Annotated in this window: 20 protein-coding genes and 1 pseudogene; 14 read left to right on the top strand and 7 right to left on the bottom strand. The window is 69.1% G+C overall.

The window, feature by feature from the left end:
• The first annotated feature begins 4 nt into the window (after positions 1–4).
• Entirely contained in the window at positions 5–970 is a 966-nt protein-coding gene (locus tag ACQEWB_RS22750; RefSeq protein WP_432843953.1) for a YgfZ/GcvT domain-containing protein, read from the top strand.
• On the opposite strand, the gene dtd is transcribed toward ACQEWB_RS22750, so the two are convergent.
• On the bottom strand, positions 967–1,392 hold the full coding sequence (gene dtd, locus ACQEWB_RS22745) for a D-aminoacyl-tRNA deacylase (RefSeq protein WP_432833850.1): 426 nt from the start codon (positions 1,390–1,392) through the stop codon (positions 967–969). The two genes, ACQEWB_RS22750 and dtd, sit on opposite strands and share 4 nt — an antisense overlap.
• A 157-nt stretch (positions 1,393–1,549) precedes the next feature.
• Between dtd and ACQEWB_RS22740 the strand changes: the two genes are divergently transcribed.
• A complete protein-coding gene (locus ACQEWB_RS22740; protein WP_432833848.1) occupies positions 1,550–2,158 on the top strand; it encodes an RsiG family protein in 609 nt (202 codons plus the stop codon).
• A 77-nt stretch (positions 2,159–2,235) separates the two neighbouring features.
• Positions 2,236–3,492: a GNAT family N-acetyltransferase gene (locus ACQEWB_RS22735; protein ID WP_432833846.1), complete on the top strand. Its 1,257-nt coding sequence runs from the start codon at positions 2,236–2,238 to the stop codon at positions 3,490–3,492.
• Between the two features lie 203 nt (positions 3,493–3,695).
• On the opposite strand, the gene ACQEWB_RS22730 is transcribed toward ACQEWB_RS22735, so the two are convergent.
• Complete coding sequence (locus tag ACQEWB_RS22730; RefSeq protein ID WP_432833844.1) at positions 3,696–3,830, bottom strand: hypothetical protein; 135 nt, start codon at positions 3,828–3,830, stop codon at positions 3,696–3,698.
• 128 nt (positions 3,831–3,958) lie between these two features.
• Here ACQEWB_RS22730 and ACQEWB_RS22725 point away from each other — a divergent pair, with 128 nt between their 5' ends.
• On the top strand, positions 3,959–4,873 hold the full coding sequence (locus ACQEWB_RS22725) for a winged helix-turn-helix domain-containing protein (RefSeq protein ID WP_432833842.1): 915 nt from the start codon (positions 3,959–3,961) through the stop codon (positions 4,871–4,873).
• Between the two features lie 31 nt (positions 4,874–4,904).
• On the opposite strand, the gene ACQEWB_RS22720 is transcribed toward ACQEWB_RS22725, so the two are convergent.
• A complete protein-coding gene (locus ACQEWB_RS22720) occupies positions 4,905–5,099 on the bottom strand; it encodes a hypothetical protein (RefSeq protein ID WP_432833840.1) in 195 nt (64 codons plus the stop codon).
• A gap of 224 nt (positions 5,100–5,323) precedes the next feature.
• Between ACQEWB_RS22720 and ACQEWB_RS22715 the strand changes: the two genes are divergently transcribed.
• Positions 5,324–6,202: a GntR family transcriptional regulator gene (locus ACQEWB_RS22715; protein WP_432833838.1), complete on the top strand. Its 879-nt coding sequence runs from the start codon at positions 5,324–5,326 to the stop codon at positions 6,200–6,202.
• Positions 6,202–6,939 (top strand): HAD family hydrolase, encoded by a 738-nt coding sequence (locus ACQEWB_RS22710; RefSeq protein WP_432833835.1) that lies wholly within the window; start codon positions 6,202–6,204, stop codon positions 6,937–6,939. The genes ACQEWB_RS22715 and ACQEWB_RS22710 overlap by 1 nt, the downstream gene beginning before the upstream one ends.
• Here ACQEWB_RS22710 and ACQEWB_RS22705 read toward each other — a convergent pair.
• Positions 6,930–7,118, bottom strand: a complete 189-nt coding sequence (locus ACQEWB_RS22705) for a hypothetical protein (RefSeq protein WP_432833833.1) — start codon at positions 7,116–7,118, stop codon at positions 6,930–6,932. The genes ACQEWB_RS22710 and ACQEWB_RS22705 overlap by 10 nt on opposite strands.
• Before the next feature lie 160 nt (positions 7,119–7,278).
• On the opposite strand from ACQEWB_RS22705, the gene ACQEWB_RS22700 reads away from it, so the two are divergent.
• From ACQEWB_RS22700 to ACQEWB_RS22690, 3 genes are all read left to right on the top strand, one after another.
• Positions 7,279–8,175: a GntR family transcriptional regulator gene (locus ACQEWB_RS22700; protein WP_432833831.1), complete on the top strand. Its 897-nt coding sequence runs from the start codon at positions 7,279–7,281 to the stop codon at positions 8,173–8,175.
• Positions 8,176–8,423: 248 nt separating this feature from the next.
• Entirely contained in the window at positions 8,424–10,544 is a 2,121-nt protein-coding gene (locus tag ACQEWB_RS22695) for a phosphotransferase (protein WP_432843951.1), read from the top strand.
• Positions 10,516–11,406 (top strand): hypothetical protein, encoded by an 891-nt coding sequence (locus ACQEWB_RS22690; RefSeq protein WP_432833829.1) that lies wholly within the window; start codon positions 10,516–10,518, stop codon positions 11,404–11,406. The genes ACQEWB_RS22695 and ACQEWB_RS22690 overlap by 29 nt, the downstream gene beginning before the upstream one ends.
• Before the next feature lie 7 nt (positions 11,407–11,413).
• Here the strand turns inward: ACQEWB_RS22690 and ACQEWB_RS22685 are convergent, their stop codons facing one another.
• Complete coding sequence (locus ACQEWB_RS22685; protein ID WP_432833827.1) at positions 11,414–12,376, bottom strand: zinc-binding dehydrogenase; 963 nt, start codon at positions 12,374–12,376, stop codon at positions 11,414–11,416.
• Between the two features lie 89 nt (positions 12,377–12,465).
• Here ACQEWB_RS22685 and ACQEWB_RS22680 point away from each other — a divergent pair, with 89 nt between their 5' ends.
• Entirely contained in the window at positions 12,466–13,086 is a 621-nt protein-coding gene (locus ACQEWB_RS22680; RefSeq protein ID WP_432833825.1) for a TetR family transcriptional regulator, read from the top strand.
• 78 nt (positions 13,087–13,164) lie between these two features.
• Positions 13,165–15,210 carry a HelD family protein gene (locus tag ACQEWB_RS22675; RefSeq protein ID WP_432833823.1) on the top strand — a complete coding sequence of 682 codons (2,046 nt, stop codon included), beginning with the start codon at positions 13,165–13,167 and terminating at the stop codon, positions 15,208–15,210.
• Positions 15,211–15,241: 31 nt separating this feature from the next.
• Here the strand turns inward: ACQEWB_RS22675 and ACQEWB_RS22670 are convergent.
• Positions 15,242–16,100, bottom strand: a pseudogene (locus tag ACQEWB_RS22670) (nitroreductase/quinone reductase family protein).
• Positions 16,101–16,269: 169 nt separating this feature from the next.
• Here ACQEWB_RS22670 and ACQEWB_RS22665 point away from each other — a divergent pair.
• Positions 16,270–16,893 carry an RraA family protein gene (locus tag ACQEWB_RS22665; protein WP_432833820.1) on the top strand — a complete coding sequence of 208 codons (624 nt, stop codon included), beginning with the start codon at positions 16,270–16,272 and terminating at the stop codon, positions 16,891–16,893.
• Between the two features lie 405 nt (positions 16,894–17,298).
• Here ACQEWB_RS22665 and ACQEWB_RS22660 read toward each other — a convergent pair whose 3' ends face one another.
• The gene (locus tag ACQEWB_RS22660; protein ID WP_432833818.1) at positions 17,299–18,132 is read right to left on the bottom strand and encodes an NAD(P)H-binding protein; all 834 of its coding nucleotides are present in this window, start codon (positions 18,130–18,132) and stop codon (positions 17,299–17,301) included.
• Between the two features lie 178 nt (positions 18,133–18,310).
• Between ACQEWB_RS22660 and ACQEWB_RS22655 the strand changes: the two genes are divergently transcribed.
• Together ACQEWB_RS22655 and ACQEWB_RS22650 are read left to right on the top strand one after the other, a co-directional pair.
• Positions 18,311–18,946 carry a helix-turn-helix domain-containing protein gene (locus ACQEWB_RS22655; RefSeq protein WP_432833814.1) on the top strand — a complete coding sequence of 212 codons (636 nt, stop codon included), beginning with the start codon at positions 18,311–18,313 and terminating at the stop codon, positions 18,944–18,946.
• A 130-nt stretch (positions 18,947–19,076) separates the two neighbouring features.
• Complete coding sequence (locus ACQEWB_RS22650) at positions 19,077–19,733, top strand: hypothetical protein (protein WP_432833812.1); 657 nt, start codon at positions 19,077–19,079, stop codon at positions 19,731–19,733.
• Positions 19,734–19,805 lie beyond the last annotated feature (72 nt).

Genomic DNA, 19,805 nt, shown 5'->3' with positions numbered 1-19,805 from the left:
GATGATGAAGAGCCCTCTGCTGTCCCTGCCGGGCGCCGTCCCCGCCGAGGGTGTGGACGAAGGCGTGGCCGCCCACTACGGCGACCTGTTCCGCGAGCAGCGAGCCCTCGCCGACGGCGCCGGTTTCGTCGATCTGTCCCATCGGGGGGTCGTGACGGTCACCGGTGACGACCGGCTCGGCTGGCTGCACCTGTTGCTCACCCAGCACGTCAGCGACCTCCCGGCCGGGCAGGCCACCGAAGCCCTGATCCTCTCCGCGAACGGCCACATCGAGCACGCCCTGTACCTCGTCGACGACGGCCGGACGGTCTGGGCCCACGTCGAGCCCGGCACCCAGGGCGAGCTGATCGCCTACCTGGAGTCGATGAAGTTCTTCTACCGGGTCGAAGTCGCCGACCGCACGGCCGAGTTCGCGGTCGTACACCTGCCGGCCGGTTCGATCGCCGAGGTGCCGGACGGGATCGCGGTAAGGGAGACGGCGTACGGCCGTGATCTCTTCCTGCCGCGCACGGACCTGGAGGCGTACGCCGAGAAGGCGGGCCCGGCGGCCGGGATCCTGGCGTACGAGGCGCTGCGGGTGGAGCAGCACCGGCCCCGGCTCGGCTTCGAGACCGACCACCGGACGATCCCGCACGAGCTGGGCTGGATCGGGACGGCGGTGCATCTGCAGAAGGGCTGCTACCGCGGTCAGGAGACCGTCGCCCGCGTCCAGAACCTGGGCAAGCCGCCCCGCCGTCTGGTCTTCCTCCACCTGGACGGCAGCGAGGTGCATCTGCCGCCGGCCGGGACCGAGATCCGGGTCGCGGACGAGGGCCCCGACGGCCGCAAGATCGGATTCGTCACGACGTCCGTACGCCACCACGAGCTGGGGCCGGTGGCGCTGGCGCTGGTCAAGCGGAACGTACCGGTGGATGCGCGGCTGATGGCCGACACGACGGCTGCCGCGCAGGAAACCGTCGTAGAACCCTAGATTTCCACCAGGACGGTGAACGGGCCGTCGTTCGTCAGTGAGACGCGCATCTTCGCGCCGAAGCGGCCCGTCGCCACGGTCGCGCCGAGGGCGCGGAGTTGGGCGACGACCTCCTCGACCAGGGGCTCGGCGGTGTCGCCGGGGGCGGCGGCGTTCCAGGTGGGGCGGCGGCCCTTGCGGGCGTCGCCGTAGAGCGTGAACTGGCTGATCACCAGGAGCGGGGCGTCGATGTCACTGCACGACTTCTCGTCGTGCAGCATGCGGATCGACCAGAGTTTGCGGGCCAGTTGGGCCGCCTTCTCCTTGGTGTCCTCGTGCGTCACCCCGACCAGGACGCACAGCCCCTCGCCGTCGATCTCCCCGACGGTCTCGCCGTCCACGACGACGCTCGCGCCGTCCACCCTCTGCACCACTGCTCGCATGCCCCCATGATGCCGTGCGGTCGTGGACGCCCCGCAGGGGGCTTCTTAATGATCCTTAACCCCCCATCTGGGGCCGATCGGGGGCACTCGGTCACATAGCGGCCACTTGGGGTGGCACGATGCTTCCACACGCCGGTCGAGGGGACGGTTGAGGCACATGAGCACACCGAGTACGGGGCGGCCGCCCGTCTCGCTGACGCGAACCGGGGAACGGGCGTCCGCCCGGCCGCCCGTGCAGCGCACCGAGAGCCCGGACGGCGGCCCCTGGCTGCCCACCGATCCGCCCGAGCACGACCTGACCCTGCTGAGCCTGTCCGAACTGCGCACCCTGCGCCGGGACGCCCAGCGCGACGAGGCCGACCTCAGCTATGTCCGACGGCTGCTACAGGGCCGTATCGACATCCTGCGCGCGGAGTTGGCGCGCAGATCGCCCGCCGGGGCGGCGTCCGTGGTGGACCGGCTCCCGGAGATCCTGACCGACGCCCCGGCCCGGCACCGCTCCTCGGCCCGGCACGTCACGCTGGGCACCCCGCACAGCGAGGAGTACCGCCGACTGGCCGCCGACATGCTCGCCGAGGTCGAACTCTCCGACCTCGCCGCCCGCACCGACCTGGAACTCAACACGGCGATGGGCCGCCTGGTCCGGTACGAACAGCAGGTCTCCCGCCGGCGGCAGCGGCTGCAGGGCACCACGGACGAGTGCAGCGGGGAGATCGCGCGGCGGTATCGGGAGGGGGAGGCGCAGGTGGACGACCTGCTGACGTGAGGTGAGGCGTGGTGCGGGTGGGGCGGCCGGGGAGAAAACGGCGCGACACCCCACCGCCCGCCGCCTACCGTGATCCCATGAGCCGAGCCGCCGACGACATCGACGTCCGTCCGATCACCGAGGCCGAATTCCCCGAGTGGCTGCGTGCCATCAAGGTCGGGTTCCTGCGGGAGCCGGTCGTGCCGCAGGCCGAACTCGACGGTCGGCGGGGGCAGTTCGAGGAGGGGCGCTTCATCGGCGCCTTCGACGGGGACCGCTGTGTGGCGACGTACCGCTCCTTCGCCCAGGAGGTCACCGCGCCCGGCGGGACCCCGGTCCCCGCCAATGCTGTCTCCGGCGTCACCGTCACCGCCACCCACCGCCGCCGCGGCCTGCTCACCCGCATGATGGGCCAGGACCTGGCGGCGGCGAGGGAGCGCGGTGACGTGGTGGCCACGCTGAACGCGGCCGAGTACCCGATCTACGGGCGTTACGGCTTCGGCGTCGCCACCTCCACGGCCGAGTGGACGGTCGACGTCCCGCGGGCCGGCCTCGACGGCCGCTGGTCCGGCCCGGAGGGCGGGGCCCGGATCGACCTGGTGGACGGCGACGACGTACGCAAGCTCGGCCCCGAACTGCACGACCGGTTCCGCCGTGCCACCCCCGGCGCCGTCAGCCGCACCGAGTGGCGCTGGCAGCACGACACCGGCGCCCTGCGCATCGACGCGAAGTGGACCGAGCCGTTCTACGCCGTGTACCGCGCGGCGGACGGCACGGTCGAGGGGCTCGCCGTGTACGAGGTGGACGACACCTGGGGCGACGCCAAGCAGCCGCTGGACACGGCGACCGTACGGGACCTGTTCGCGACCACCCCGGCCGCCGAGCACGCCCTGTGGCGCTACCTCTGCTCCATCGACTGGGTCACCCAGGTCAAGACCGGCCCCCGCGCCCCCGACGACCTCCTCCCGCACTTCCTGCCGGACCCGAGGGCGGCCAGGATCACCACCCAGGCGGACTGGCTGTGGGTGCGGATCCTCGATGTCGTACGGGCTCTGGAGGCGCGTTCGTACGAGGGGACCGGCGCCCTGGTCCTGGAGGTAACCGACGCGGCCGGCTTCACGGGCGGCCGCTACCGGCTGGAGGCGTCGGCGCAGGGCGCGTCCTGCACGCCGACCCGCGAGAGCGCCGAACTCACGCTGGACGTGGCGGAGTTGGCACGGCTGTGGCTGGGCGACGAGTCCGCCGTACGACTGGCGGCGCTGGGCCGGGTCAGGGAAGAACAAGCGGGCGCCGGCCGACTGGCCGACGCCCTGCTGCGTACGTCCAGGCGGCCTTGGTGCCCGGACATGTTCTGAAGTTCCTTTCTCCCGGGGACGGTTGGCTGCTCATCCGTAGCTGTGCTGTTCAGTTGTAGGTGTGCTGTTCAGTTGTGACTGTGCTGTTGAGTTGTGGCCGTGCTGTCGGAGCTCTTCGGTTGTCGATGTTCAGTTGTGGCTGTGCAGACTGACCGGGCTCCCGGCTCCCCTCCGGAAGGGAGCCCGATCAGCCGGACTGGGCGTCAGCCCGCCTGGGCGAGCAACATGACGAGAATGAGTGCTCCCGCGCCGCTGATCAGGCCGTTCTTGGCCTTGAGACCGATGGAGAACACGACACAGGCGATCACGAGGGCGGTGACGGAGGCGACAGGTGGCATTTTGATCCCTCCAAGTTTGACCATGTTGCTCAAGTTGGCGACCAACTCATCTCTACTTATCTCCGCTTGGAAGCGTCTTATAACCACCTTCCCTGGAACTGCCCAAAGATGGCGGGAAGTTGTAGTGTTTGGTCGTGGACCCGAAACACGCCTCCGTCAATGGACGGACGAGGTCACAGCGGCCACAGAAGTCACATGAAGAGGTGGCCGACGAGCTGCGCGCGCGCATCAGGTCGGGCACGCTCCGGCCGGGACAGCGCATGCCCACGCAGGCCAGGCTGGCCGTGGAGTTCGGCGTCGAGCGCGGCGCCGTACGCCAGGCGCTGCGCATCCTCCAGTCGGAGCACCTGCTGACCAACGTGTCCAAGGGCGCGCCCGCCACCGTCGCCGCCGACCTGGGCCTGACCAGGGCACTCACCGGCCCCGCGGCCCCACCGCTGCCGACGATGGTGGCGCTGGCCCCGCGCATAGAGGCGGCCTTCGCCGACACTCACGTCGAGATAGATGCCCTCTGCCTGACCTCGATCTCCCTCAACCTCGCGTTGGGCGTGCCGTTGCGTCAGATCCACGCCGGGCGACTGAAACCGGCCAAGGTCGACGTCCGGATCCTGTTGCCGAGCGACGACATCGACCTGGCCTTCCCGACGCCGGTGGACCCGGCCGTCGACGGCCGGCTGCAGCGCCGCTGGCTGACCAACCGCAACGCGCAGGGCCGGGTGCTCAAGCACAACCTGCTGGCGCTGCGCGCGACCCACGGCATCGACGTCCAAGTCACCTTCCGCGCCCTGCCGTTCACCCCGCCGGTGAAGCTCTACCTGCTCAACGGCGCGGAGGCGCTCTTCGCGTACTACACCCTCACCCGCCGTGAGGAGGAGGTCGACGACGAGCAGCTGCAGATGTACGACGCCGAGGGCACGCAGTCGATGCTGTTCGCCTTCGAGCAGGGGGCCGACCTGCGCGACACCACCTTCGTCGAGCAGTCGCATCTGTGGTTCAACGCGCTGTGGGAGACGATCAGTTCGGAGCTGGTGCTCGCGGACTGATCGTCTCCCACGGTGTTGCCGAACTGCGTGTTCATGCTCCTAGAGCCGGTCCGGCGACCAGCAGGGCGAGCACGACGGCTCCCATGGAGCTGAGTGTGGGGTTCTTCGCCTTGAGGCCTACGGTGAGCAGCAGCAGCCCGATGATGCCGGTGACGCCGTACTTCACCTGGATGGACTGCTCGATGCCGACGACGAAGACGGCGGAGAGGAGGGCGAGGACAGGCACGGTGGTTCCCCCTTCGGGCTTCGCGGGCGGGACGGTGCGGTGGTGCGGTGGTGCGGGGCGGTGCAGCGGGGCGGTGCGGGTTGGAGTCAGTTGGAACCGAGGAAGCAAAACTTCCGCCAAGTAGGCTAAGTTGGCAACCAACTTCGTCTAAGTTATCCCCACTTGGTACCACCTCATAAACAAGTCACAAACAACTCCCCGTAGATGGATCCGAGTTGTAGCGTTTGGTCGTGACCCAGGAGAACGTGGCAGTGAACGGCAGCAGAAGGCTCTCGCCCCAGGAGATCGCCGACATCCTGCGGGAACGCATCCGCGCCGGCGACCTCAAGGCGGGCGACCGGCTGCCCACCCAGGCCGAACTCGCCGACGAGTTCGGCGTGGAGCGCGGCACGGTCCGCCAGGCCCTGCGCGCCCTCCAGGACGACGGCCTGCTGACCAACGTGAGCAAGGGCAGCCCCCCGCGGATCGCCCAGCCGGCCCCGGTCTCGGGCGAACCACAGCCGACGATGGTGGCGCTGGCCCCCCGCCTGGCGGAGGCCTTCTCGGCCCCACACGTCCACGTGGACGCGGCGTGCCTGACTGCGGAGACGCTGATGCTGGCGCTGGGCGAGCCCCTGCGCCGTATCCACGCGGGCGAAATACGCCCGGAGTCGATCGACGTCCGCATCCTGCTGCCGTCGCGGGAGATCACGCTCGCTTTCCCGGTCCCGATCGAGGGCCGCAGCGAGGACGACCCGGTCCATCAGCGGTGGCTGGCCCAACGGAATGCTCAGGGGCAGGTGCTGAAGCACAATCTCCAGGCGTTGCGGGCGACACATGGCATTGACGTCCGGGTCACGTTCCGCGCCCTGCCGTTCACCCCGCCCATCAAGCTGTACCTGCTCAACGGCACGGAGGCGCTCATCGCCTACTACGTGATCACCGAGCGCGAGGAGGAGTGGGACAGCGAGACCCTGGAGATGTACGACGCCCTGGGCGGCAAGTCGCTCCTCTTCTCATTCGAGCAACGGGCCGGTCAACGGGACGCCGCCTTCGTCGAGCAATCCCAGAAGTGGTTCGACGCCCTCTGGGAAACCATCACGACGGACCTGACACTCTCCTAGTGACTAGTGATACGACGCAGACTGATCCGGTGACAGCAGAGACAGAGAACCTGCGAGAACTGATCACCGACGCCCGCTTCGTGCTGTTCGACTTCGACGGTCCCATCTGCCGCCTGTTCGCCGGACACACGGCGGAGGAGGTGGCGAAGGAACTGGTCGACTGGCTGGCCCGACAGGGGCTGCGCGGGCTGCTCACCGAGGAGGAACGGGGTCATCCCGACCCCATGGTGGTCCTCTACGCGGTCAACCGCCGCCACCCGAACAGCGATCTGGTGGCCGAGCTGGAGGAGAGACTCACCCAGCAGGAGCTCAAGGCGGTCACGTCCGCGATGCCGACGGCGTACGCGGATCCGCTGATACGCACGTGGTCGGCGGTGGGCAGCCGGCTTGCCGTGGCCACGAACAACTCCCCGCGCACGGTGGCGGGTTACCTGTACCAGCGGGGTCTCACCGACTGCTTCACCCCCCACGTGTACGGCCGAACCAACGAACTCGACCTCCTGAAGCCCGACCCGCACACCCTCAACCGCGCCCTGAACGCGATGGGCGCCGCCCCGTCGACGGCCCTGATGATCGGCGATGCCCCTACGGACTTCAGGGCCGCGCAGGAGGCCGGCGTTCCGTTCCTGGGCTACGCGCGTAACGAGTACAAGGCGAAGCAGCTGAGGGACGCGGGCGCCAAGGATGTCGTCGGGTCGCTGTTGCCGGTGTTGCGGGTACTGCGGGATCAGGCCTGAGGCGCCGCCACGGCCAGCATTAAGAGTGCGGCGCCGGCACCGGCACACCTCGCGCTGCGGGCTTCGACCCCGACGCCGATGAGGATGAGGCCCAGCACGGCCGCCATCCCGTAGCGCGTCTGGATCAGCTGATTCAGTGTCAATGCCAAGACCGAACCCACCAATTGGATGACCAGCATGGGACCCCACCCCTGTCCACTTCCGAAGACCGATCAACTTCCGGTCCAATTGGACTGATTGCCTTGGATTGGTTGTGCCCGGACTGCTTGATCCCTTAACAGTCAGACCAATGTGACTTGAATTGGTTTGTTGTTGGCGCGGGAGAGGTACGGTCGCGATGTGAGCGCGGAACGTGGTGAGGGCGTAGGGAAGGGATCGCTCCTTCTGGAGACGTTGCGTGCTCGGATCGCTGATGGGGAGTACGGGGTGGGTTCGCATCTGCCCACGCAGCGGGCACTCGCGGACGAGTTCGGCCTGTCCCGTGAGACGGTGCAGCGGGTGCTTGCCGAGCTGAAGAGTGAAGGGTGGGTCGAGTCCCGCCAGGGCAGCGGCACATGGGTTGTGGAGCCGCCGATACATTCGCTGATCAAGCTGCCTTCGGCGCCGCTTCTGCGCGCCGCGCTCGGACCTTTCATCGCGCGCGCCTTCGCTCAACCATCAGTGCGCATCGATGTGTTCACGCTCACCTCGGAGAGTCTCGACGCGCATATCCGGCTCCAGGCGGAGCGCATCCGCCTTGGGGAGATCAGTCCCGAACGCATCGAACTACGGATGCTGCTGCCCGCCGACTCGGTCGACCTGCCGTATCCAAGGGCCAACAGGTCGGCCGCGAGCCAGGCCGATGCGGCGGAGATCGACCGCCGGCTCCAGGACCGGCTGCGTGACATCACCCGACGGCACACGTCTTCACTGCGCGCCGCGCTGCGGGACCTGGAGACGGAGGGGCTGGTGCCGTCTGTCGAGGTGGAGGTCAGGAAGGTACCCCTGGCCCCGCCCTTCAAGCTCTACATGTTGCGGGACGTCGAGGCGCTTTTCGGTCCCTACCAGGTGGTCGAGCGCTCGGTCCTGCTGGAGGACGACACGGAGATAGACGCCCTGGACGTCCTGGGTCTGGGCTCGACCCTCACCCGGCACGTCAATGACGCGGGCGACCCCAACTCCACCGGAACTGTGTTCATGGAGAGCTGGCAGGCTTGGTACGACTCCTGGTGGGGACTCCTCGACGCCACGCATTGAAACCAGCCGACCACGACCTGCTCAAGTGCGCCACTATTTGGTGACGACGGCCTCGCGCGAGTATTCAAGCCACTAGTCTGTGTCCATTCACCTCAGTGTATGAACTTTAGCGCGATTGCATAACTATTCAGGAGTGCCCCTTGGGTGGTCCAGCATTGCCCGGAGCCGTGCCGTCGGCGTACGACGATTTCGTTCGCTACGCCAGGGCGCTGGGGGAGTTCGGCCGGGGGCACCACAATCTCAACTACATGGTGCGGCCGCTGACGGAGGATCAGCGGCGGGCCATCGGTTGCGCGGACAGGGAACTGGTCACGGTGCGAGAGCGCATCCGCACGTCGCTGCCCGTGGTCATCAGGACCTGGCAGGACGAGGCGGAGATCCTTGCAGCCGTCCGCCGTTTCCTGCCGCACGTGCCGCAATGCCTGGTTCAGAGCCGAGACGAGACCATCCTGAGCTATGTCGAGGGCGTGCCGCTGTCCAGCATCTGCCCCAACGGCAAGCCGGTGGACTCCCATCTCCTCTACGGCCTCGTTGGGCTGCTGGGCGACATGACACAGGTGGGCAGAAAGGATCTGCCACCGCTGCCGCAGTCCTGGCCCCGGTCCAGCCGTGACAGCCGCGCCTTCCTGCGTGCCCTTGCCTATGCGGCCGAGGAACAGATCAGGCAGCGCAACTGGGGCAGATTCGGCGGCCTCTTCGCCATGCTGGGCATTCCCGAGGACGCGATGGTGCGATTCGCCGAGCGGGTGCCCTCGATGATCAGCCGCCCCTTCAGCCTGCTCCACACGGACCTGCACCGTGACAACGTGATCGTGTCGTTCGACGGCGATCCACCGTTGATCTGTGTCGACTGGGAGCTCGCGAGTTACGGCGACCCGCTGCACGATCTCGCCACCCATCTGGTGCGCATGCAGTACCCCGACTACCAGTGGTGGGAGGTGGTAGAGGCGTGGCGCGACAGCATGGGGAAGCGGCGCCTCAAAGCGGTCAACGGTCTCGACCGAGACTTGAAGCACTATGTGGCCTTCGAACACGCTCAGTCTGTCTATCCCGACGTGATGCGGGCCGCGACCTCTCTTGGCGACTCGTACGATCAGCGGGACCTGGACGAGGCGACCCATGCGGTGCACGGGGCGCTGCTTGCCGCCGAGGAGCCTCTACGGCTCAAGAGCGTGCCGGACGAGAAGGCTATCGAACGCATTCTCTTCCGCTGGAACGTTTCCCACGGCAAGCGGCACAGCCGCGAGCGGACGGTGTCGTCGATCTCCTGGATCCGTGACGAAAGGCTGCCGCAGCATCGTCTGTTCCCCTCGTCAGCCGTCCAGGAGGCCCTGTTCGAGGAGGGTGCGGCCTCGGCCGACCGAGTGTTCAAGGGCACGGCGCACCTGAGCACTGCCGTGACGGTGAGTAGGTACCCAAAACCGGTCATGGTGCGCCGAAAGGTGGGCTCCGGCAGTCCATTGGAGCGGCGGTTCCTCAATGAACACGCGGTGCTTACGGCGATCGAAGTGTCACGCGTCAATGTGCGTGCGCCCAGGGTGCTGGCGCTGGGCACCAGTGAGCTCGGAGACGAGTTCACCATCCACTCCTACGAGGGGCCAAAAGGGCAGATCCGGCACCCGGAGCACCCGGCCGACGGCCTGCTGCCGCATGAGGCGGACGATCTCGTCAACCAGCTCTGCGAGTTGACCGACATCGACTGTGAGCAGTTCGGTCTGTATTCGGACACGGAACTCTATCCCCTCCTGTGCGACGAACTGATCCGCATGGTCGCCGAACTTCCCAAGCAGACCTCTGCGCTGGCCCGTGAGCTTGGCCTGCCGAGTGCAGTCCGGCTCGGCGAGATCCTTCGGCGGCACTTGGTGGCACCACGCCGGCCCGTCCTGCTCCACGGCGACCTCAACCCTTGGAACATGGTGCGCCGTGAGGATGGCACCGGGCTGACCCTCATCGACTGGGAGATGGCGATGGTGGGGGATCCGCTCTACGACTTGGTCCGCCACATGCACCTGACACCGACGCTGCCGGACATCCGCGGGCGTCTGTTCATCCGCTGGTCCACTCTCCTGCCGGAGGACTGTACGAAGGGCTGGGAGCAGGACTGGCGGGTGTACCGCTGGATCGAGACAGTCCGCTCGGCCTATGTGGACCTCGACCGCATGGTGACTGGCGACAGCCTCGAAGCTCCCAACGTCCACCGGGCCGTGGAGCGGTACGCCATGACCCTGACGGAGGCCACCGCGAACCTGGGACTGCCGTCCAGATCCACAGTGAACCCCTATCTTGCCCGCGCGCTGCCTCATGGAGACCATGGAGGTTCGTCGGGGGAGGGGACTGCGTATGTCCGGAGTTGGGACCAGGTTTCCTGAGGAAGGCATAGGCGAGCGGCTCAAGCGTTTACAGGCGCGCTACGAACCCGCCGCCACGCGTCTGTTGCTGCTCGGCATGTTCGTCACGGGCCTGGCCGCCCAGTTAGTGAAGCCGATCGGTGACGCACTGGAGGGCAAGGCCTTCCTCGGTGGCGCGCTGCTCAGCCTGGTGGCCTACGTGCTGTACGACACCCTGAAGGACGTGGCTTCCTCTCTCCGGGCACCGTCGCGGACTCAGGTGAAATCACGGGAGCTCGGCAGCTTCGTCACCGAGGCGTTCGAAGCCCAGAACGTGGAGATCGGCTTTCTCGGCTACACGGGCGAAACGCTTTATCACGCGCTCCACCACCATCTCGAAGGGTTCTTCGACGACCCAGGTCCGACCAGGAAGGTCACCATAAGGTTCCTGGTCCCCGACTTCCGGCAGCCCATGATCGTCCCGTCCAAGGTGGGCGAGAACGGTGTGCCCGAGGACGATGCCGAGTTCCGCAAGCGCCTGGAGCTCAAGTGCCAGGAGTACGACCGCGCGCTGTCGGCGATCGCCGAGCGCCTCACCATGCTGGGCCGGGTGACCGCCGTCTGCGAGTACCGCTTCTATCCCGGTATACCGCGCGACAAGATCTGCATCTTCAACCGCGAACTGGTCCTGCACGGACTGTACGACGTGGTCGCCCGCACTATGGGATTCAGCACGGAACCCGAGTACTACGACCCCAAGGGCTACCGCACCGACCTAAACGTCTGGTCCCGCAAAGACGACGATGACGCCAGGGTCGCCGTAGCCACTTGGAACAAGCACTTCGACGACCTGTGGGGTTTGGCCGCGACCCCACCTTGGCATCGCAGCGGCGCCGCGACCTGAAGCTGGCTCATGCCTCCAGCACCACCTTCCCCACCACCCCCCGCCCCTCCACAGCCCGATGTGCCTCCCCCGCCCGCTCCACCGGAAACACCTCCCCGACCACCGCCCGCAACCGCCCCCCAGCCGCCTCCCCCAGCGCATACGAGGCCAGCCGACCGACCTCCGCCGCCCCGAACTGCACATCCCCGATCCCGAACATCTTGATCCCGCGTTCGGACGCCGCCTCCCCGTCGACCAAGGCAAAGCCCCCTGACGGCGCCCCATGTGCCGAGAACCGCCCCCCGTCCGCAGTCAACCCCAGAGCCACCCCGCCCAATTGGCCGCCCACCCCGTCCAGAACCACGTCGGCCGCACCCCCGAGCGCCTCCCGAGCCCGCTCCGGCCAATCCACCCCCGTGACATCCACCGCCACCGACGCCCCCAACTCCCGTACCAGCGCAAGCTTCTCCGCACCCCGAGCCGCCCCCACCACCCGCGCTCCCCGCGACCGGGCCAATTGGACCAGTAGCGTGCCCATACCCCCGGACGCCCCCACAATCAGCACCCGATCCCCGGCCGACACCCCCGTCAGTTCGAGCAGCCCCGCCGCTGTCACCCCGTCATGCACCAGTGCCGCCGCCGTCAACAGGTCCAGCCCCTCCGGTACGGCCGTCAGGGACGAGACCGCCGCCACGGCCCGCGACGCATAGCTGCCCTGGACGAAGGACACCACCCGGCGCCCGAGCCACGACTCCGGCACCTCAGGGCCGATCGCGCCGACCGTCCCCGAGACCCCGCCTCCCGGCACATACGGCGGCGTCACCGGGAAGTAGTCCCGCCCCCACCCCGCCCGCACCTGCGTCTCCACGAAGATCGTGTCCGCGTACGCGACCTCGATCAGCACCTCGCCCCGCCCCGGCACCGGGTCCGGGAGTTCCACCGGTACCAGTACCTCCGGTCCGCCGAACTCCGTCACCTGTGCTGCCCGCATCACAAACCCCCAGTGGTAGTCGCCAGCTCCCCCGCAGTCTTCGACCTCAAGCAGAGTTGAGGTCAAGGGCGAGTGGTTACGCTCGCCGTATGGGTGAGACAGAGTCGGCCGGGATCGGGCTGCGGGAGCGCAAGCGGCAGCGGATGTACAGGGACGTCTCCGACATCGCCGTCCGGCTGTTCCTGGAGAAGGGGTTCGATGCGGTGTCGGTCGCCGAGATCGCCGCCGCGGCCGAGATCTCCAAGCCGACCCTCTTCCGGTACTTCCCGGCCAAGGAGGACCTCGTCCTCCACCGCATCGCCGACCACGAGACGGAGGCGGCGAGGGTGGTGGCCGAGGGGCCGACGCCGCTCGCCGCCCTGCGCCGGCACTTCCTCGACGGGCTGGAGCGGGGCGATCCCGTCACCGGGCTCAATGACCATCCGGACGTGCTCGCCTTCCACGGACTCCTCTACGGCACGCCCTCCCTCGTCGCCCGCGCCCACACCTTCGCCGAACGTTCCGAGGCCGCACTCGCCGAGGCCCTCGGCGGTGATCTCGACGCGCGGCTCGCCGCCGGCCAGATCACCGCCGTACGACGGATCCTCGCGATGGACAACTGGCGGCGGATCGCGGCGGGGGAGCGGGTGGCGGATGTGCGGGGGGAGGCGATGGCCGCTGCCGAGCGGGCCTTCGAGCGGCTGGCGCTCGGGCTGTCGCATCTCGCCTAGCCACGACCCCCCGTAATCCCCTCCCGATACTCGGTAAATTATTTAACTCGGTTATGCCTTTCGGGTACCCTCCTCCCCATGACGTCGGTCGAACCTGCCCTCGAAGATCTCGAAGAGTCCCTCCGCCGAGAACGCACCCACCACGACCGTTGCCGCACCGCCCTCGCCGCCATGGTCGACGGAGCCCAGGAACACGTCGTCACCGGTGAGGACGTCGCCGCCTCCGGGGCCGATGCCGAAGTCCTCGGCTACCAGCTGCGCAGCAAGGCGAAGGAGATGCGGGAGCTGCCGGAAGGGCCGTTGTTCTTCGGGCGTCTGGACTTCACCCAGGGCGACGGTGAGCACGGCGGGCAGAGCTATCACGTCGGGCGGTTGCGGATCAGCGAGCAGCCCGCTGCCCCGCCGCTCGTCGTCGACTGGCGCGCTCCCGTCTCCCGCGCCTTCTACCAGGCCGGCGCCCATGATCCGCAGGGCGTGGCGGTGCGTCGGCGTTTCGGCTGGGCGGCCGGTAGTCGGGGCGACTCCGCCGACCTGACCGGGCTGGAGGACGAGCATCTCGGCCGCGGGGAGTCGCAGGTCAGCGACATCGTCGCGCGGGAGATCGAGCGGCCCAGGGTGGGCCCGATGCGTGACATCGCGGCGACCATCCAGCCCGAGCAGGACGATCTGGTACGAGGGGATCTGGCGCAGTCGGTGTGCGTGCAGGGCGCGCCGGGGACCGGGAAGACGGCGGTCGGACTGCACCGGGCCGCCTACCTCCTCTACACCCACCCGCAGCGCATCCGGCGCAGCGGACTCCTCATCCTCGGGCCCAACCGCACCTTCCTCTCCTACATCTCCCAGGTGCTTCCCGCCCTCGGTGAGACCGGCGTACGGCAGTCGACCCTCGAAGACGAGATCGCGCGGCATCCGGTCAGGGGGATGGACGGCGAGCTGGCCGCGGTCGTCAAGCACGACGCCCGGATGGCGGAGGTGCTGCGCCGGGCGCTGTACGCGCATGTGTCCAAGGACTGGTCCAACTCCCTTGCCGTGCCGGACGGTTCGTACCAGTGGCGGGTGCCGGCCGGACAGCTCGTGCAGATCGTCGAGGACGTGCGCGCCGAGGAACCGCCGTACGGGATCGGGCGGGAACGGGTGCGGATGCGGGTCGTGCGCGCCGTGCAGTTGCAGGCCGAACGGCGGGCCGGGCCGCAGTCGGCGGCCTGGGTGCAGAAGGTGTCGCGGGCGCGGGCGGTGAAGGAGTACGTGGATGCGGTCTGGCCGCGGGTTCGGCCGGAGGAAGTGCTCTCTCAACTGCTCACGGACGGTGGGGTGTTGGAGGTGGCGGCCGACGGGCTGCTGGATCCGGACGAGCAGGCCGCGCTCCTCTGGGCCAAACCGCCGCGGTCGTGGAAGTCGGCTCGCTGGTCCGCCGCCGATCTCGTCCTCCTCGACGAGGTCGCCGGGCTCGTCGAACACCCCGACGGGTACGGCCATCTCGTCGTCGACGAGGCGCAGGACCTCTCCCCGATGGAGTGCCGGGCCATCGCCCGCCGGGCGCGCTTCGGTTCGCTCACCGTCCTCGGCGACCTGGCACAGGGGACCACGCCGTGGGCCGCCCGCTCCTGGGACACGACCCTCCGCCACCTGGGCAAACCGGACGCTGCCGTCGTACCGCTCACGATCGGTTTCCGGGTGCCGGAGGCCGTCGTGACGCTCGCCAACCGGCTGCTGGAACGGCTCGACGTCGACGTACCGGCGGGGCGATCCCTGCGCAGGGACGGGGAGTTGAGGGTGCGGGTGGCGGCGGAGGGGGGTGTCGGTGGTGCGGTCGTGGACGCCGTGCGGGACGCGTTGGGGAGAGAAGGGTCCGTGGGGGTTGTGGCGGTCGACGGGGAGGTGGAGGGGGTGCGGGCCGCGCTCGGTGCGGCCGGGATCGCGGTGGCGGGGCCGGATGAGCTGGGCGCCCGGGTGACCGTCGTACCGGCGACTCTCGTGAAGGGGCTTGAGTACGACCATGTCGTCGCCGTCGAGCCTGCGGCGATTGCGGAGGCGGAGGCGCGGGGGCTGCATCGGCTGTACGTCGTACTGACCCGGGCGGTGTCGCGGCTGGAAGTGGTGCACGGGCGGCCGTTGCCGTTCTAGCTTGCGTGGCTACGGCCGCCCGGCGGTCACGTCATGCGGAGGTGTCGAGGGGGGCGAGGAGGGGGATCAACCACTCCTCCTCGTACGTGAGATGGGCTTCGAGTTCGTGCGTCAGGCGCTCGACTTCGGCGCGGGCGGCGGCCGGGTCGGGCCCGTCGGCTGATACGGCCCCGCGCAGATCCGCGACCAGCTCGGCGATCCGCTCGTGCTCCTGGCGCAGGCGGGCGAGGACCGGGGCGGTGGAGGGGTGTTGCTTCTCGATGAGCGGGAACAGACCGATGTCCTCCCCTGTGTGGTGGTTGTGCAGGCCTTGGCAGAAGGTCAGGCAGTTGACGCGGAGTTGGGCGCCGAGGGTGCTGCTGCTCGTGCTCCCTTTGCTCATCTCCCCTCGAATCAGGGCGAGTTCGCGGCGGAAGACGTCGTGCACGACCTTGATGGCCTCGCCGGGGGAGGCGGCGTTGATGTTCGGGGGGCCGGGCTCAGGGATCTCCTTCAGGGCGACCACGGGGATCACCCGGTCCGTCTTCTCCTGGTACGCCGCCCAGCCGGTGTCGGTCTCCACGGCGCGCGCCCAGGCTCGGTCGCGTTCCTCGCCGTCGAGGACGACGGCCAGTGCCTGGTAGGTGAACACGCCGCTCTCGACGGTGACTTGGGGGTGGGCGAGGAGGTTCCGGTACCAGTCCGGGTGTTTGTCGGCGCCGCCGGCCGAGGCGATGACCAGGACGCGGTCGCCGCCGTCGGGGAAGTAGCCGACGGGGGTGGTGTGGGGTGCCGGTGCGGGCGCCGGTGGTGGTGAGGAGGAGCAGGCGGGCGCCCTCGAAGTAGCCGCCCACGCGGCCGTGGTTGGTGCGGAACTCGTCGATGACCTGCTGATTGAAGGGGTTGGGCATTCTCGTCTCGGTTCTCTTTCTCTGGCGCTTTCCGATGGACTCGAAGGCGGTGCGGAGAAAGAGGCGGGCTCCTGGCCCGCCGCGGCCTCACTCAGAGGCCGGGCACCCAACTCGTTCGCGGCACGAGGCCGACCCGGCAGTCATGGGAGGGAACGGTAGCGTCGCGCCCATGACTGACGCCAGCGAATTCCGGGCCGTGCCGACCACCACGCTCGCCGACCTCCTCGGCCGCGAACAGGTCATGGACATCGGCATCCGCCCGCTGTGGGGACCGGCGGAACGGCTGGCCGGCCCTGCCTTCACCGTCCGTTGCCCGCCGGGCGACAACCTCATGCTGCACGCCGCCATTTACCGCGCCGAGCCCGGGTCGGTCGTGGTCGTGGAGTCGGGCGACCTGGACTGGGCGCTGGCGGGCGGCAACGTGTGCGCCGTGGCCCAGCGGCGCGGAGTCGCCGGCTTCGTCCTGGACGGCCTGATCCGCGACCTCACCGAGGTACGCGAGGCCCGCTTCCCGGTGTTCGCCCGCGGCGTCATCCCGATCCCGGGCGCCAAGTCGGCCGTAACCCCGCTGGGGGAGCCGGTGACGTGCGGGGGTGTACGGGTCGAGGCGGGCGACGTCGTGGTGGCGGACGAGGAAGGCGTGGTCGTCGTACCGGCCGGTCGCCGGGCAGAGGTGCTGGCGGGCGCGCGGGCCAAGCTGGCGAAGGAGGACGCGGAGACGCTGGACGAGTGGGAGCAGGCACACCGGGCGCGGATCGAGAAGATCCTCGCGGAGCGGGGGTACGAGGGCTGAGGCCGGCGCCCTGGCTCGGGCTGCCGCAACGAGATCGCCGACGCCGATCGGGAGTGGGTGGCCGCGCATCATCCGGGGCCTGCCCTGCTGCACCGCGTCGACCACCGGTACGGGCTGACGGATGCCGACTTCGCGGTGCTGGAGGCTTGGATCAGAGGGTGTCGGGCCAGGTCGTGAGGCGGGTGCCCTCGCGGGGCATGATGTCGGGGTCGCGCAGGGCGTTGGTCAGGAGGGACATGCCCTGGATCCCGACGACGTGGCGGCTGGCGGCTGTCGGCTCTCGGGGGCGTGCGGACGAAGTGGCGTACCGGAATGGCGTGTTGGGCCAGGCCTCTGCCGATCTCGCGCCAGTAGGTCTCGGCCGTGGGTGGTCGCCAAGGCGGTCGGCCTGGGGAAACCGGTGCTTCAGGCGAAGGCGGCCGCGTTCTCGGTGGCCCACTGCCGGAACGGTCGGGCCGGAGTGCCGGTGAGGCGGGGAACCGTGTCGCGGACCGCGAGCAGTTCGGCGTTGACGTCTCCGCCCATGACGTCGAGCACCGCGTCCGCGGCCTCCGCCCCGAAGATCGCGGCCATCCGCGCGTGCGCCTGCGCGCGGCTGATCTCGGCGAACGGCACCTCCCGGCCCAGCGCCGCCGCGATGGCCTCGACCTGCTGCCGGGCCGTCACCGGCTCCGGACCGGTCAGGGCGTACGTGCGCCCATGGTGGCCGGGCTCGGTGAGTGCTACCCGTGCCACCGACGCGATGTCCGCGGGATGGATGGTCGGCAGTGCGGTGTCCGCGTACGGCGCGTGGACGACCTCGTGCGCACGGACGGCGGCCGCCCACATGAGGGCGTTCGAGGCGAACTGCGTCGGCCGCAGGATCGTCCAGGCCATGCCGCTCTCCTTGAGCAGCCGTTCCACCGCCAGGTTCTCGCCGGCGGGGCCCAGGTGCGGATGGGTCCGGGCGGTGATCGACGACACCAGCACCACGTGTTCCACACCCGCCTGCCAGGCGGCCTCAAGGATGTCCGCGTCCGAACCCAGCCGCGACACGAGGAACAGCGAACGCACCCCCACCAGCGCGGATTCCACTGACGTCGGTTCCGCGAAGTCGCCCCGCACGGCCTCGACCCCTTCGGGGAAGGCGGCCCGCGCGGTGTCCCGGGTGAGCCCTCTCACCGGTCCGGCACTGTGCGCGTGCAGCTCCTTGAGCAGTGCACTGCCTGTGTTTCCGGTCGCTCCGGTCACGAGGATCATGCGCTCTCTCTCCCGCCGTCGAGTGATCAACCAGAGGGCACGCTAGAAACTCAACCGCGCTTCAGGTCAAGGGGAGGAAGGGCGCCGGTACGGCTTCGCGGCACCCTTCAGGGTGGCGTGGCGCACTATTGCAAGCGCCTGCTTGCAATAGTTAGCGCGAGTGGGGCACAGTGGGGGCATGGCATCGCTCAACGTCGGCAATCTCGGTGAGTACCTGCGTGAGCAGCGGCGCACCGCGCAGCTCTCGCTCAGGCAGCTCGCCGACGCCGCCGGGGTGTCCAATCCGTATCTGAGCCAGATCGAGCGCGGGCTGCGCAAGCCGAGCGCGGAGGTGTTGCAGCAGGTCGCCAAGGCCCTGCGGATCTCCGCCGAGACGCTGTACGTGCGGGCCGGCATCCTCGACGCCGAGCGGGACCGGGACGAGGTGGAGACGCGCGCCGTCATCCTCGCCGATCCCACGCTGAACGAGCGGCAGAAGCAGGTGCTGCTCCAGATCTACGAGTCGTTCCGCAAGGAGAACGGCTTCGGGATCGACCCGGCGGAGGAGAGGGAGGGGGAGGGGGACCAGGCCGAGGCCGTCCGGGTCTCCGACGCCCTCGACGTGATCGAGACCGTCGTCGTCACCGAGGCCGACCGGCCCGGCGACGGTACGGCGGAGGCTCGGCCCGGCGACACGGTCGACACCGGCGAAACCCCTGGGCGCCGTACCCGCAAGACCCGCGCGGCCGACGGGCGCAAGTCCGCCGCGCGCCGCACCCGCACGTCCGACGGCAGCGACGCCGAACCGCACGACCCGCAGCAGCCCACCGGTTGAGCAGGCCGGACCGACTGCCCGCGGGAACCGAGACCCGCAGTACGTAAAACCCGCAGTACGCAAACCCTCAGTACGCAAACCCTCAGTACCCAAAACCCTCAGCCGAAAGTGATCCGGGAGGACCATCACCATGGCCATCACCGACGACCTCCGTAAGACCCTCAGCGACCCGACGCCGCTCTACTTCGCCGCCGGCACCGCCGACCTGGCCCTCCAGCAGGCCAAGAAGGTGCCCGGCATCGTGGAGCAGCTGCGCGCCGAGGCCCCGGCCCGTATCGAGGCCGTCCGCAACACCGACCCGAAGGCCTACCAGGAGAAGGCCCAGGCCCGTGCCAAGGAGGCCGGCGCCAAGGTCAAGGAGACGCAGGAGACCCTGCAGACCAAGGTCACCGAGTTCATCTCGAACATCGACGGCGACCTGAAGAAGCTCGGTTCGACGATCGACGCCGACCTGAAGAAGTTCGGCGAGTCCGCCCAGGACTTCGCGCTGCGCGGGGTCGGCGTCGCCGCCGAGTACGCCGTCAAGGCCCGCGAGACCTACGAGAAGGTCGCCGAGCACGGCGAGCAGGCCGTGAAGACCTGGCGCGGCGAGGCCGCCGAGGAGATCGAGGAGCTGGCCGTCGCCGTCGAGCCGAAGGCCGAGCCGGTCGAGGTCAAGGACGAGCCCGCGAAGCCCGCCGCTGCCGAGGCCCAGGCCGCCGCTCCCGCCCCGGCCAAGAAGGCCGCCGCCAAGAAGGCGCCGGCCCGCAAGGCCACCGCGAAGAAGACCACGCCGCCCGCCAAGTGAAGTGACACGAACGGGTGATCGGGGACGGGTCGGGCACTCTCACGGTGCCCGGCCCGTTCTCGGTGTAGCGGA

The organism is Streptomyces sp. CA-249302, from assembly GCF_050936785.1.
Taxonomy (GTDB): domain Bacteria; phylum Actinomycetota; class Actinomycetes; order Streptomycetales; family Streptomycetaceae; genus Streptomyces.
Note: the sequence above shows the minus strand (reverse complement) of the source record. Positions and strands in the feature narration are given on the sequence as shown.

Excerpts from the sequence above, each read along its gene's own strand:
- ACQEWB_RS22750 (WP_432843953.1), top strand. The coding sequence starts at position 5 with ATGAAGAGCCCTCTGCTGTCCCTGCCGGGCGCCGTCCCCGCCGAGGGT.
- dtd (WP_432833850.1), bottom strand. The coding sequence starts at position 1,392 with ATGCGAGCAGTGGTGCAGAGGGTGGACGGCGCGAGCGTCGTCGTGGAC.
- ACQEWB_RS22740 (WP_432833848.1), top strand. The coding sequence starts at position 1,550 with ATGAGCACACCGAGTACGGGGCGGCCGCCCGTCTCGCTGACGCGAACC.
- ACQEWB_RS22735 (WP_432833846.1), top strand. The coding sequence starts at position 2,236 with ATGAGCCGAGCCGCCGACGACATCGACGTCCGTCCGATCACCGAGGCC.
- ACQEWB_RS22730 (WP_432833844.1), bottom strand. The coding sequence starts at position 3,830 with ATGCCACCTGTCGCCTCCGTCACCGCCCTCGTGATCGCCTGTGTCGTG.
- ACQEWB_RS22705 (WP_432833833.1), bottom strand. The coding sequence starts at position 7,118 with ATGCTGGTCATCCAATTGGTGGGTTCGGTCTTGGCATTGACACTGAAT.
- ACQEWB_RS22695 (WP_432843951.1), top strand. The coding sequence starts at position 8,424 with ATGGTGCGGCCGCTGACGGAGGATCAGCGGCGGGCCATCGGTTGCGCG.
- ACQEWB_RS22690 (WP_432833829.1), top strand. The coding sequence starts at position 10,516 with ATGTCCGGAGTTGGGACCAGGTTTCCTGAGGAAGGCATAGGCGAGCGG.
- ACQEWB_RS22685 (WP_432833827.1), bottom strand. The coding sequence starts at position 12,376 with ATGCGGGCAGCACAGGTGACGGAGTTCGGCGGACCGGAGGTACTGGTA.
- ACQEWB_RS22680 (WP_432833825.1), top strand. The coding sequence starts at position 12,466 with ATGGGTGAGACAGAGTCGGCCGGGATCGGGCTGCGGGAGCGCAAGCGG.
- ACQEWB_RS22675 (WP_432833823.1), top strand. The coding sequence starts at position 13,165 with ATGACGTCGGTCGAACCTGCCCTCGAAGATCTCGAAGAGTCCCTCCGC.
- ACQEWB_RS22665 (WP_432833820.1), top strand. The coding sequence starts at position 16,270 with ATGACTGACGCCAGCGAATTCCGGGCCGTGCCGACCACCACGCTCGCC.
- ACQEWB_RS22660 (WP_432833818.1), bottom strand. The coding sequence starts at position 18,132 with ATGATCCTCGTGACCGGAGCGACCGGAAACACAGGCAGTGCACTGCTC.
- ACQEWB_RS22655 (WP_432833814.1), top strand. The coding sequence starts at position 18,311 with ATGGCATCGCTCAACGTCGGCAATCTCGGTGAGTACCTGCGTGAGCAG.
- ACQEWB_RS22650 (WP_432833812.1), top strand. The coding sequence starts at position 19,077 with ATGGCCATCACCGACGACCTCCGTAAGACCCTCAGCGACCCGACGCCG.